The following is a 12,258-nucleotide window of genomic DNA, read 5'->3' as shown; positions in this document are numbered from 1 at the left end:
CTTACGCGCTCACGGCGTGCTGCGGCCTGGCCGACAGCGAGGCGCGGTGCTGCACCAGGTCCGACACCTGGCCGTCAATGATGTGCACATTGCGCTGGCTGCGCAGCGCCAGTTCCGGATCGTGCGTGACCATCAGGATGGTGGTGCCCTGCGCGTTGATTTCTTCCAGCAGTTCCATCACGCCGCGTGCCATCTGCGTGTCCAGGTTGCCCGTCGGTTCATCGGCCAGCAGCAGCTTGGGCGAGCCTGCCAGCGCGCGCGCGATTGCCACGCGCTGCTGCTGGCCGCCCGACAGTTCGGCCGGATAGTGTTTCATGCGCGACGCCAGGCCGACCTTGGCCAGTGCCTCCTCGATGCGCTCCTTGCGCTCGGCGCGGTTGAAGCCCCGGTAGCGCAGCGGCACGTCGACGTTGTCGAACAGCGACAGGTCGGGGATCAGATTAAAACCCTGGAAGATGAAGCCGAGTTTTTCATTGCGCAGGCGCGAGCGGGCATTGTCGTCCATGCCCCTGACGTTGACGCCATCAAGGAGGTATTCGCCGTCCGTGAATTCTTCGAGCAGGCCGGCGATGTTCAGAAAGCTCGTCTTGCCCGAGCCGGACGGCCCCGTGACGGTGACGAATTCACCTTGTTGCACATGGATGTCAAAGCCGCGCAGCGCGTGGGTTTCGATCATGTGGGTGCGGTAGACTTTGCTCAGGTTTTGCATGCGCAGCATGGAGGGCTCCTGGTTGGATGAGTGTTGTTAGTTGAGCGAGACGCGGGCCGCGTTCGCGAAGTTTTCCGTACCGGCGACGACCACCTTGTCGCCCAGCTTCAGGCCGTCGAGGATTTCCACTGCCGTGACGCTTGTCGCGCCCAGTTTGATCGGCGTGCGCATCGCCACGCCGTCGCGCACGACGTAGGCGAAACGGCCGCCTTCGGCTTCGACGAAGGAGCCGCGCGCCAGCATCAGCACATTCGGTTTTTCATCGATCAGCAGGCGCGCCGCCACGCGCTGGTTCTGGCGCAGGCCGGCCGGCTGCTCGCCGTCGAAACGCACGCGCGCCAGCACCTGGTTTTTCACCACTTCGGGCGACAGCGCCGACAGCTTGCCGGTCGCCTTGATGACGCCCGTTTCGATCTCGGCGCGCATGCCCAGGCCGATGTCGGCCACATACGTTTCCGGTACTTCCAGCTCGACTTCCAGCTGCGACAGGTCGACCAGTGTCATCAGGGCCGTATTGGCTTGCACCACGCTGCGGTTGGCCACGGACAGGGTGCCGATAAAGCCGTTGACGGGCGCGCGCACCGTCAGTTCATCGACCCTGCGCTGGGCGTTGTCGCGCACCAGGCGCTGGCGTTCCAGTTCATTCACCCTGGTCTTGAGCGCCAGGCTTACGTCTTCGCTTTCCAGGCCCGCCGCCTGCGAGGCGTGCTTGCTGCGGATATCGGCCGAATTCAAGGCATCCTTGGCCTTCTGGTAATCGATCTTGGCGATGATGCCCACCTGCGCCACGCTTTCATAGCGTTCCAGCGTGCGCTGCGCGGACAGGCGCTCGATCTCGGCCGTATCGGCTTCACGCCGCGCCAGCAGTTTCTGCTTCTTGGCCAGGATCTGCTGGCGCGCCACTTCCGCCTCCAGTTGCTGCACGCTCGATTGTTCGCGCTTGAGGGCATCGGACAGGTCCGGCGACTCCAGCACGGCCAGGATGTCGCCCTTTTTCACGGTGTCGCCCGCCTTCGCTTTCAGCGTGACGGTGGCCACCGTGGTCGAATACAGGGTGGGGCTGATCGAGGCGACCACGCGGCCAGTGACGGCCGCGTCGCGGATCAGGGTACCGCGCGTGACGTCGGCGATGCGCAGGCGGCTGCTGTTGACGGAATGCTCGCTGTTGCGCCAGCCGGCCACGACAGCGATGGCAGCGCCGATGACGATGACGGCACCGGCCAGCAGCAGGGCGCGTTGCTTGTGGCGCTGGCCCGGCGGGGCGGACAGGACGGCGTCTTGGGAGGAAGTATCGCGGATCATGGTCAGGTCTCGTGAAGGATGCCTTTTCCAATGCACGATCCGTGCCAGTTATTAAGCCGTTGATTTTAAATGGGAAACATTCTGGTGTCCGGCTGTCCGCCGTGTCCGCGCCGTCCAGGCGGTGTCCGCGCGCCGCAAGGCCGCGGCGGTTGCCCAGGGATCTTGATATTCTGTCAATCGACCTGATCTGCGGCTCAGGCAGTGATGGCGCGCGGCGCCATGCTGGTCCCTTCTTTGGAGCATGATGTCGCCTTCGCCCTCCCTTTTTGCCCGCCTGAGCCCCTGGCTGCGCCAGTTTGCCAGCCTGCCCGAACCGGCGGAACTCGATTATCCATTTGTCGCCAGCGACATCGCCATGCTGCAGCGGCTCGAGGGTGGTTTGCCCCAGCTCGATAGACAGACGTGGGATGAAATGCTGCTGGACGCCTACCACGCGCAACTTGCCACGCAGACCAGCATTCTTGGCCAGCAGCGATTGCATCAGCGCCTGGCAAGCGGCACGGCGGGCGCCGCCTCGCGGGCGCGCATCGCGGCCTTGCTGGCCGCGCCGGCACAGCAGACGGCGATCGAGCAAGCCATGCAGCCGCTGCGCACGGCAGACATGGAAGTGGCGTCGCTGCTGTGCGGCGCACCGCCGCCAGCGCCACCGTGGTGGAGCCGTTGGCTGCTGCTGCCGACCCTGGCGCTGTTGGTGTCGCTGCTGGCCGCGTGGCTGTTTGCGCCGCTGGCATGGGCCGTCGCGCTGCCCGTCTGGTTCTTGCTGATGGCGTTGCAGATGCGCTTTTACGACCGTTGCAAACCGTGGGAGCGCAGTGTCTTTACCTTGCAGCAGATACTGCTGGTGCATGGCCGCCTGGGCGCGCTCGATACTCCGTTCACGACGGACCTGCAAGCAGGTGGGCGGGCTGCCGGCGTGATCAACCGGCAGATCACGCCAGTGCGCTGGATCAAGATGGTTCCCCTGCTGAGCGAATATGACGACTGGCTCATGCTGGGCAATATCCGGCGCTACTTTCACAGCCTGCGCGTGGTGCGGCGCGAACGCGCCTTCTTGCGCCAGAGTTTCCTGCTGCTGGCCGACCTGGAGGCGGACCTGGCCCTGGCGCGCCACATGCGGGGTCGCGCGCAGTCTTGCTGGGCGCAGGAAGCCGATGCGCTGCAGTTGTCGCTCGATGCCATGGTGCATCCTCTGCTGGAGGGCGCCATGCCCCTGTCGCTGCGGCTCGATGGCCGCGGCGCCTTCATTTCGGGGCAGAATGCGGTGGGAAAAAGTACCCTGTTGCGCGGCGTGGGCCTCAATCTGATCAGTGCGCGCGCCTTCGGCTTTTGCTATGCGCAGGCGGCCCAGGTGCCCATGCTGCCCCTGTATTCAAGCATGCAGAATGAAGACTCGCTCGATGGCGGCGAAAGTCTCTATATCGCCGAGCTGCGGCGCGCGCGCGAATTGCTGGCGCTGGCCGAGGGTGGTGCGCCGGCCTTGTTCCTGATCGATGAAATCTTCCGCGGCACGAACCACCTCGAATCGGTGGCAGCGGCGGCCGCCGTGCTGCACTCGTTGGCCGCGCGCCACCTGGTGATCGTCTCGTCGCACAACCTGGTGCTGGGACCGTTGCTGGAAGACTGCCTGGCGCCGTGGTGCGTGCGCCGCGACGACACTGGCGCACTGCTGCTGGCGCCCGGCGTGCTGCAGGCCACCAACGGCATCGCCTTGCTGGCGCAGCGCGGTTTTGACGCCGGCATCGCGGACAAGGCCGGACGCGTCTTCGACTGGCTCAGCACGCACATGGCGCAACCGGCCGATTGCGGCGGTGTGCTCGAACGGGCCTGATGGCCGTGCGCTACTTTTCCTGCTTTTCCGGCGTGCTCTTGTCGATCACTTCGCGGCAATCGCCGCGGATGATGGCGTTGTCGTAGTTGGTCCAGCCGTAGCTGTCGACGTAGCGCTTGTGCTGCTTGAAGCGGGGGCTGGCGATGCTCCATTCGGGCTGTTCGCCCGCAAAGCGGATGTCGCCCAGGTCGAGCAGCGTGTGGAACATGTTTTCCGTCGACAGGCGCGCCTTCTGATGGCGCTGCAGCTGCGTCACCTTGTCCGGATAGTGCCGCTGGAATTGCGGCGAGTACCAGACGAAGGCGGGCACGTGGAATTCGAACTGCGTGTTGTGGCCGTGAAAGGCCAGGCGGCAGGTGCCGTCGTACAGGGTCTGGCCGTGATCGGCCACGTAGACGAGCGAGCTGCGCAGGGCGGTGCGCTGGCCACCGTCCTTCAGCATGCCGATCACGTTCGACAGGAACCAGTCCGTGTACAGGATGGAGCTGTCGTAGCTGTTGTTGAGCTGTGGCTTGATGGCCGTGTCCGTGTAGACGGGCTTGTCGACGCCGAACAGCGACGGTTGCCACTTGTCGAACGATTTCGGATAGCGCTGGCTGTAGTTCCAGTGGCTGCCCAGCGTGTGCAGCACGATCAGTTTTTTCGGCGCCGGGTCGGCCAGCGCGTTCCTGAACGGATCGAACAGGATCTGGTCGAAGTTCGAATTGTTGGTAAAGCCGCCCAGGTTCAGGAATTGCACCACGTCTGCTTCCTTGGCAAATACGGACACGGGGGTGTCGAACTGGCCGAACGAAATCTGGTTCGACAGCCAGTAGGTCTTGAAGCCCGCTTCCTTGTAGGCGGTGAGGAAGGATTTTTCCGAGAAGCCATCCTTGAGGCTTTGCGTGGCCGGCTTGCGCGAGATGATGACGGGCACGGACAGGCGCGTGGCGGAAACGGCCGTGATGACGTCGGCCAGCGGCACCAGGTTGGCTTCCTGCTTCAGCAGGGGATTGGTGTCGCGCTCATAGCCATTCAGGCTCCAGCGGTCGTAGCGCGACGATTCGCCGATCACCATGACCACCACTTCCGGGTTGGGATCGGGCTGTTGCTGGTGTGCGCCGAAACGGAAGTTGCTGCTCTTCTGTCCCAGTTCGGCCAGGTATGTGCGTTCCTTGTAGAAATCGAAGCCGCGCGCGGCCAGGCCGAAGGGCCAGGAATTGCTGATGGTGTCGACGTCGTAGGGCAGGCGCGCCCAGTGGGGCAGGCTGGGCCAGCCCAGGCCCGTTTCGTCGGCGCCGGCGATGCTGGCGTTCTCCGGCTTGCTGCTTTCCTCGTCTTCCTCGGCCGTTTCATCGCCGGCCGAGCTGGCGTCGCCGAAGCCGGAGGCGACCGCCTTGCCGCTGGCCGCCGGTAGGCTGGCCTTGGCGGGCGCGGGAGCGCTGTGCAGGACCTTGGCGTCGAAGCCGAATTCGTAGCCATACCACCAGAAGCCGCCCAGCAGGATCAGCAGCGCGAAGGCGGCCGGGCGCGTCTTGCCGCGCCAGTCGAGGTCGCGCGTGCGCGTGGCCGCAAACCAGCCGAGCACGCACCAGGCGATCACGCCCAGCATGACGGCGCCCATCAGCCACACTTTTTGCCCGAGGAATTCCATTGCTTCCTTGGGGCTGGTTTCGAAGATGATGCCCAGGTGGTGCGTGGAAATGCCCTGGCCATAGAAGATGAACAGGTAGATTTCCGTCGGCAGGGCCAGGAAGGCGGGCACCAGCAGCCAGTGGAAGTAGGCGGGGCGCTTGAACACGCTCCAGACGGCCAGCCAGGCCAGCAGCTCGAAGGTGAGCATCTGCCACGGATGCTCGAGCGCACGCCCCAGCAGCACCGGGATGAAGGGCACGGCCGTCAGCAAGGCATACGTCAGGAGCAGGAACAGATTGGCGGGGCGAAGCAAGGAGGGCATAAGGGAGGGCAGCGAAAAATGTCCGCTATTATCAATCCTTTTGTTGTCTTGCGGTCATACAAGAATGTGCGCGCCTGATGCTTGGTTGCAGAGAAAGAATGCCAAATCGTCAAGCGTCGCGAGGTGCCGGCGTCTGCGTGCCGCGGCCAAAAATTAGTCAAAATGCCACAAAAGTGCCGCTTTTTTGCCTTTTTTTATAGCAAAAAGCGGTAAACTGATTGACCCCCTGTAACACAAGGTCTAAACTAGCGAGTTCTCGATTTTATTCTGCTCATCGTTTACGTATTGCTTGGCATTTCATGGCCGCTCCTTATCGAGTGGCTGCGGGCGCCTCCGGTGCGCAGTAGATGAACGCGGGACGAGGTTTTAGTCGCCGGGCATCTTGCCCGGGTTATTAATCGTAGTTTTTTGTTGGATTTATAACGATGCCAACCATCAATCAATTGATTCGCAATCCACGCGTCGCTTTGACCGTGAAGAGCAAATCGCCGGCGCTGGAAAACAGCCCGCAAAAACGTGGCGTCTGCACACGTGTTTACACCACGACTCCAAAGAAGCCAAACTCGGCTCTGCGTAAAGTCGCTAAAGTTCGTCTGACCAATGGTTTCGAAGTCATTTCGTACATTGGCGGTGAAGGCCATAACCTGCAAGAGCATAGTGTTGTGCTGTTGCGCGGCGGCCGCGTCAAGGATTTGCCGGGTGTGCGTTACCACATGGTTCGCGGTGCCCTGGATACCCAAGGCGTTAAAGACCGTAAGCAATCGCGTTCGAAGTACGGTACCAAGCGCGCTAAAGCAGGCAAGAAGTAATAAGTTGTACGCAGCAAACCCAAGTTTCGCTCAGTGGCAACTAGCTAAGTGAATGTAGTCGACCGCATCTGGTCGAGTAAGTGGAAGACTATGATGGTCGTCCGCGAGTGTGCGAAGAACGCGCGCTCAACTGAAGATTGAAAGGAATTGATATGCCACGTCGTCGTGAAGTACCCAAGCGCGAAATTTTGCCAGATCCAAAATTCGGCAACACTGATGTCGCTAAATTTGTAAACGTGCTGATGCTGTCCGGTAAGAAATCGGTTGCAGAAAACATCATCTACGGTGCTTTCGAGCACATCGCAGCAAAATCGGGCAAAGATCCACTCGAAGTTTTTGCTACCGCAATCAACAACGCCAAGCCGTTGGTTGAGGTGAAATCCCGTCGCGTCGGTGGTGCAAACTACCAGGTGCCGGTCGAAGTTCGCCCAGTCCGTCGTATGGCTCTGTCCATGCGTTGGTTGCGTGAAGCTGCTAACAAGCGCAGCGAAAAATCGATGCCACAACGCCTCGGCGGTGAGCTGATGGAAGCGGCTGAAAGCCGCGGCGGCGCGATGAAAAAACGCGACGAAGTCCATCGTATGGCTGAAGCGAACAAAGCGTTCTCGCATTTCCGCTTCTAATATAAAGCCAGCTACCGCAAGGCGGCTGTCAAGCATCTGTTGTTCGAGGCCGGGCTCATTTTTGCAAAAAAATGCTGCTCGGTTTTGTCCATTCATTTAGGATTAATTATGGCCCGCAAGACCCCCATTGAGCGCTATCGTAATATCGGTATCTCCGCTCACATCGATGCAGGTAAGACGACCACGACCGAGCGCGTCCTGTTCTACACAGGCGTGAACCACAAGCTGGGCGAAGTCCATGATGGCGCTGCCACCACCGACTGGATGGCACAGGAGCAAGAGCGCGGTATCACGATTACCTCGGCTGCTGTTACGTGCTTCTGGAAAGGCATGGCAAACAACTTCCCAGCGCACCACATCAACATCATCGACACCCCAGGCCACGTTGACTTCACCATTGAAGTGGAACGTTCGATGCGCGTGTTGGATGGCGCCTGCATGGTTTACTGTGCAGTCGGCGGCGTGCAGCCACAATCGGAAACGGTATGGCGTCAGGCTAACAAGTACAAGGTGCCACGTCTGGCCTTCGTGAACAAGATGGACCGTACCGGCGCCAACTTCTTCAAGGTCTACGATCAGATGCGTTCGCGTCTGAAAGCCAACCCAGTACCTATTCAGATGCCTATCGGCGCTGAAGACGTCTTCACCGGTGTTATCGATCTGGTCAAGATGAAAGCGGTTATCTGGGACGACGCTTCGCAAGGCATGAAGTTTGAATACGGCGAAATTCCAGCGAACCTGGCGGCTGAAGCTGCCAAGTGGCGCGAAAACATGGTGGAAGCCGCTGCTGAAGCGTCGGAAGACCTGATGAACAAGTACCTGGAAGAAGGCGACCTGTCGGAAGCCGAGATCAAGGCTGCTCTGCGTCAGCGTACCATCGCCAGCGAAATCGTTCCAATGCTGTGCGGTACCGCCTTTAAGAACAAGGGCGTACAAGCCATGTTGGACGCGGTCATCGAGTACCTGCCATCGCCAATCGACATTCCACCTGTCCCAGGTCTGGACGAGGACGAGCAGCCAGTCGAGCGCGCAGCTGACGACAATGAGAAATTCTCGGCATTGGCGTTCAAGATCGCAACCGATCCGTTCGTCGGTCAGTTGTGCTTCATCCGTTGCTACTCGGGTACCCTGAATTCGGGCGACTCGGTGTTGAACTCCGTGAAGCAGAAGAAAGAGCGTATCGGCCGTATCGTGCAGATGCAAGCGAACGAACGCGAAGAAATCAAGGAAATGCGCGCTGGCGACATCGCCGCCGTTGTGGGTCTGAAAGACACCACCACTGGCGATACGCTTTGCGACGAAAAAGCCAGCGTAGTTCTGGAGCGCATGGTCTTCCCTGAGCCGGTGATTTCGCAGGCAGTCGAGCCAAAAACCAAGGCCGACCAGGAAAAAATGGGCCTGGCGCTGAACCGTCTGGCTGCAGAAGATCCATCGTTCCGCGTGCGTACCGATGAAGAATCGGGCCAGACCATCATCGCCGGTATGGGCGAGTTGCATCTGGACATCATCGTTGACCGCATGAAGCGCGAATTCAACGTTGAAGCGACCGTCGGCAAGCCACAAGTGGCTTACCGCGAAACGATCCGTAAAGTGTGCGAAGAGTCGGAAGGCAAATTCGTCAAGCAATCGGGTGGTCGTGGTCAATACGGTCACGTGGTTCTGAAGATCGAACCGCAAGAACCGGGCAAGGGCTTCGAATTCGTTGACGCGATCAAGGGCGGTACCGTTCCTCGCGAATACATCCCTGCAGTTGAAAAAGGTGTGCGCGACACGCTGACTTCGGGCGTGATGGCTGGCTACCCAGTCGTTGACGTGAAAGTCACGCTGTTCTTCGGTTCGTACCATGATGTTGACTCGAACGAAAATGCATTCCGCATGGCCGCTTCGATGGCATTCAAAGATGGCTGCCGCAAAGCATCGCCAGTCATCCTGGAGCCGATGATGGCCGTGGAAGTGGAAACGCCGGAAGATTACGCCGGTACCGTGATGGGCGATCTGTCGTCGCGTCGCGGCATGGTGCAAGGTATGGATGAAATTGCTGGCGGTGGCGGCAAGATCATCAAGGCCGAAGTGCCTCTGTCGGAAATGTTCGGTTACGCCACGTCGTTGCGTTCGTCGACCCAAGGTCGTGCGACTTACACGATGGAATTCAAGCACTATGCTGAAGCACCTAAGCATGTGACTGAAGCAATCGTAAGCTCGAAAGCTAAGTAATAGAAGTTCCGGGCCGGCTTTCACGAGAATGCCGGTCCCTACATTTAAATCATTGTTCTAAGGAAGAATAAAATGGCAAAAGGTAAATTCGAACGGACCAAGCCGCACGTCAACGTCGGCACCATCGGCCACGTCGACCACGGTAAAACCACGCTGACCGCTGCAATCGCAACGGTTCTGTCGAAGAAATTCGGCGGCGAAGCTAAAGCATACGACCAGATCGATGCGGCACCAGAAGAAAAAGCGCGCGGTATCACGATTAACACCGCCCACGTCGAGTACGAAACGGAAACGCGTCACTACGCGCACGTTGACTGCCCAGGCCACGCCGATTACATCAAAAACATGATTACCGGTGCTGCCCAGATGGACGGCGCGATCCTGGTGTGCTCCGCAGCTGACGGCCCAATGCCACAGACCCGCGAACACATCCTGCTGGCCCGCCAAGTTGGCGTTCCGTACATCATCGTGTTCCTGAACAAGTGCGACCTGGTCGACGACGCAGAGCTGCTGGAACTGGTTGAAATGGAAGTGCGCGAGCTGTTGTCGAAGTACGAATTCCCAGGCGACGACCTGCCAATCATCAAAGGTTCGGCACGTATGGCGCTGGAAGGCAAAGAAGGCGAAATGGGCGTTGACGCAGTGCTGCGTCTGGCCGATGCGCTGGATGCTTACATCCCAACGCCAGAGCGCGCTGTTGACGGTGCGTTCCTGATGCCAGTAGAAGACGTGTTCTCGATCTCGGGTCGCGGTACGGTTGTAACCGGTCGTATCGAGCGCGGCATCGTCAAAGTCGGCGAAGAGATCGAAATCGTCGGTATCACCGATACCGTCAAAACGACTTGCACCGGCGTGGAAATGTTCCGCAAGCTGCTGGACCAAGGTCAAGCAGGCGACAACGTTGGTCTGCTGCTGCGCGGCACCAAGCGTGAAGACGTGCAACGTGGTCAAGTTCTGGCAAAGCCAGGCTCGATCAAGCCGCATGCTCACTTCACCGGCGAGATCTATGTTCTGTCGAAAGACGAAGGCGGCCGTCATACGCCATTCTTCAACAACTATCGTCCACAGTTCTACTTCCGCACGACGGACGTAACCGGTTCGATTGAGTTGCCAGCAGACAAAGAAATGGTCATGCCAGGCGATAACGTGTCGATCACCGTCAAGCTGATCAACCCGATCGCGATGGAAGAAGGTCTGCGCTTCGCTATCCGTGAAGGCGGTCGTACCGTCGGCGCTGGTGTTGTTGCAAAAATCCTGGCTTAATTCTTAAGCCTGCATAAAAGAAGACGCGTCGTCGCCCGGCGCCCTTCTTTTTATCCAACTGCCGGGGTTGGCAAGCATTTTGGTGCTATCATGTCGACCCTGACGGTTGTTGCGTCAGAAATTCCCGTATGACCTCATTGCCGTGCAGACCGCGCGGTTCGTTCTTTTAAGGAAATATCATGTCGGCACCAAACCAAAAAATCCGTATCCGCCTGAAGGCTTTCGATTACAAACTGATCGACCAGTCCGCTCTGGAAATCGTTGAAACCGCGAAGCGCACCGGCGCTGTCGTCAAAGGCCCAGTACCACTGCCTACCCGTATTCAACGTTTCGATGTGCTGCGTTCCCCGCACGTCAACAAAACTTCGCGCGATCAGTTCGAGATCCGTACGCACCAACGCCTGATGGACATCGTTGACCCAACGGATAAAACCGTTGACGCGCTGATGAAGCTGGACCTGCCAGCTGGTGTTGATGTCGAAATCAAACTGCAATAAGAGTTTCCAGGGCAGCTGACAACACCGTAGCGCCAGGTGTTGACAGCTGTTCCAGGCCGGCGGGGTGTCCCGCTGCCTGATGATGGGGCCGGGCCTGCTCACGATCGTGAGTGCGCCCGGCCCCATTGCTATTGGTGCCTGCCCAGCACTGGCGGCCCCTGCGTGCCGGTGCAAAATCGCTTTACAGCGCCGCGGACGGCCGATAAAGTTGCTGCATGCTTAATGTCCTCGATACCCACCTGTTAAATGCGACTCCCCGTCAGCGCTTGCGCGGCTGGTCGCGCTTCCTGGCCGAATTTTTGTATTTCGGCATCAAGGAGGCGAGGTCGTGCCTGTTCGTGGGACTGTTTTTCGCTACCGTGTTCCTGGTGCCGCGCGCCGGCCTGTTCGGCCTGCCGCGCTATGACGTGCTGCTGCTGGCGGCGCTGGCGATCCAGGGCGCGATGCTGTGGAGCGGACTGGAAACGTGGGATGAATTGAAAGCCATCTGCCTGTTTCATGCGGTCGGCTTCGCGCTGGAGGTATTCAAGGTATCGGGGGCGATCCAGTCATGGAGCTATCCCGACTTCGCCTATACCAAGGTGTTCGGCGTGCCCCTGTTTTCCGGCTTCATGTATGCGGCCGTCGGCAGCTATATCATCCAGACATGGCGCCTGCTCGACATGCGGATTCGCCACCATCCGCCATACTGGATGGCGGTGCTGATCGCGCTGCTGATCTACGCCAACTTCTTCACCCATCACTACATCGGCGACTATCGCTGGTATCTGGCCGCCTGCGCCCTGGGCTTGTACGCGCGCACGACCGTGGTGTTCCGCCCGCTCGACCGCGACCGCAGCATGCCCTTGCTGCTCGGTTTCGTGCTGGTCGGCTTTTTCATCTGGCTGGCTGAAAACATCAGCACCTTCTGGGGCGTGTGGCGCTATCCGAATCAGCTTGGCGCCTGGTCGGTGGTGCATGTCAGCAAATGGAGTTCATGGTCGCTGCTGGTGGTGATGACGTTCACCATCGTGGCCCACCTCAAGCACATCAAGGCCAGCATCCACGTCGCCCAACCCTAGGCCGGGTCCGGGAGTC

General features: G+C 59.7%; 10 protein-coding genes. 7 read left to right on the top strand and 3 right to left on the bottom strand.

The genetic code is table 11. From position 1 onward, the window contains the following. Nucleotide 1: 1 nt before the first annotated feature. Nucleotides 2-718: an ABC transporter ATP-binding protein gene (locus AC54AF_RS02780; RefSeq protein WP_496635207.1), complete on the bottom strand. Its 717-nt coding sequence runs from the start codon at nucleotides 716-718 to the stop codon at nucleotides 2-4. A gap of 27 nt (nucleotides 719-745) precedes the next feature. Next, the gene (locus AC54AF_RS02775; protein WP_496635205.1) at nucleotides 746-2,011 is read right to left on the bottom strand and encodes an efflux RND transporter periplasmic adaptor subunit; all 1,266 of its coding nucleotides are present in this window, start codon (nucleotides 2,009-2,011) and stop codon (nucleotides 746-748) included. 241 nt (nucleotides 2,012-2,252) lie between these two features. Here AC54AF_RS02775 and AC54AF_RS02770 point away from each other — a divergent pair, with 241 nt between their 5' ends. Continuing rightward, nucleotides 2,253-3,839 carry a MutS-related protein gene (locus AC54AF_RS02770; protein WP_496635203.1) on the top strand — a complete coding sequence of 529 codons (1,587 nt, stop codon included), beginning with the start codon at nucleotides 2,253-2,255 and terminating at the stop codon, nucleotides 3,837-3,839. Nucleotides 3,840-3,849: 10 nt separating this feature from the next. Here the strand turns inward: AC54AF_RS02770 and AC54AF_RS02765 are convergent, their stop codons facing one another. Continuing rightward, on the bottom strand, nucleotides 3,850-5,775 hold the full coding sequence (locus AC54AF_RS02765) for a phosphoethanolamine transferase (protein WP_496635201.1): 1,926 nt from the start codon (nucleotides 5,773-5,775) through the stop codon (nucleotides 3,850-3,852). Between the two features lie 425 nt (nucleotides 5,776-6,200). On the opposite strand from AC54AF_RS02765, the gene rpsL reads away from it, so the two are divergent. The 6 genes from rpsL (at nucleotide 6,201) to AC54AF_RS02735 (ending at nucleotide 12,242) form a co-directional block, all read left to right on the top strand. Further along, nucleotides 6,201-6,584: a 30S ribosomal protein S12 gene (gene rpsL / locus AC54AF_RS02760; protein ID WP_010394376.1), complete on the top strand. Its 384-nt coding sequence runs from the start codon at nucleotides 6,201-6,203 to the stop codon at nucleotides 6,582-6,584. A 152-nt stretch (nucleotides 6,585-6,736) separates the two neighbouring features. Beyond that, the gene (gene rpsG, locus AC54AF_RS02755; RefSeq protein ID WP_010394377.1) at nucleotides 6,737-7,207 is read left to right on the top strand and encodes a 30S ribosomal protein S7; all 471 of its coding nucleotides are present in this window, start codon (nucleotides 6,737-6,739) and stop codon (nucleotides 7,205-7,207) included. 108 nt (nucleotides 7,208-7,315) lie between these two features. Further along, entirely contained in the window at nucleotides 7,316-9,421 is a 2,106-nt protein-coding gene (gene fusA / locus AC54AF_RS02750) for an elongation factor G (RefSeq protein WP_131689162.1), read from the top strand. Nucleotides 9,422-9,493: 72 nt separating this feature from the next. Next, a complete protein-coding gene (gene tuf / locus AC54AF_RS02745) occupies nucleotides 9,494-10,684 on the top strand; it encodes an elongation factor Tu (RefSeq protein ID WP_034753125.1) in 1,191 nt (396 codons plus the stop codon). A 179-nt stretch (nucleotides 10,685-10,863) separates the two neighbouring features. Further along, nucleotides 10,864-11,181 carry a 30S ribosomal protein S10 gene (gene rpsJ, locus AC54AF_RS02740; protein ID WP_010394389.1) on the top strand — a complete coding sequence of 106 codons (318 nt, stop codon included), beginning with the start codon at nucleotides 10,864-10,866 and terminating at the stop codon, nucleotides 11,179-11,181. 215 nt (nucleotides 11,182-11,396) lie between these two features. Then, nucleotides 11,397-12,242, top strand: a complete 846-nt coding sequence (locus AC54AF_RS02735; RefSeq protein ID WP_496635198.1) for a DUF817 domain-containing protein — start codon at nucleotides 11,397-11,399, stop codon at nucleotides 12,240-12,242. Nucleotides 12,243-12,258: the final 16 nt, after the last annotated feature.

This window comes from Janthinobacterium sp. JF4, assembly GCF_059617925.1.
The sequence above is the reverse complement of the archived record's forward strand: the minus strand, read 5'-3'. Positions and strand labels throughout refer to the sequence as shown.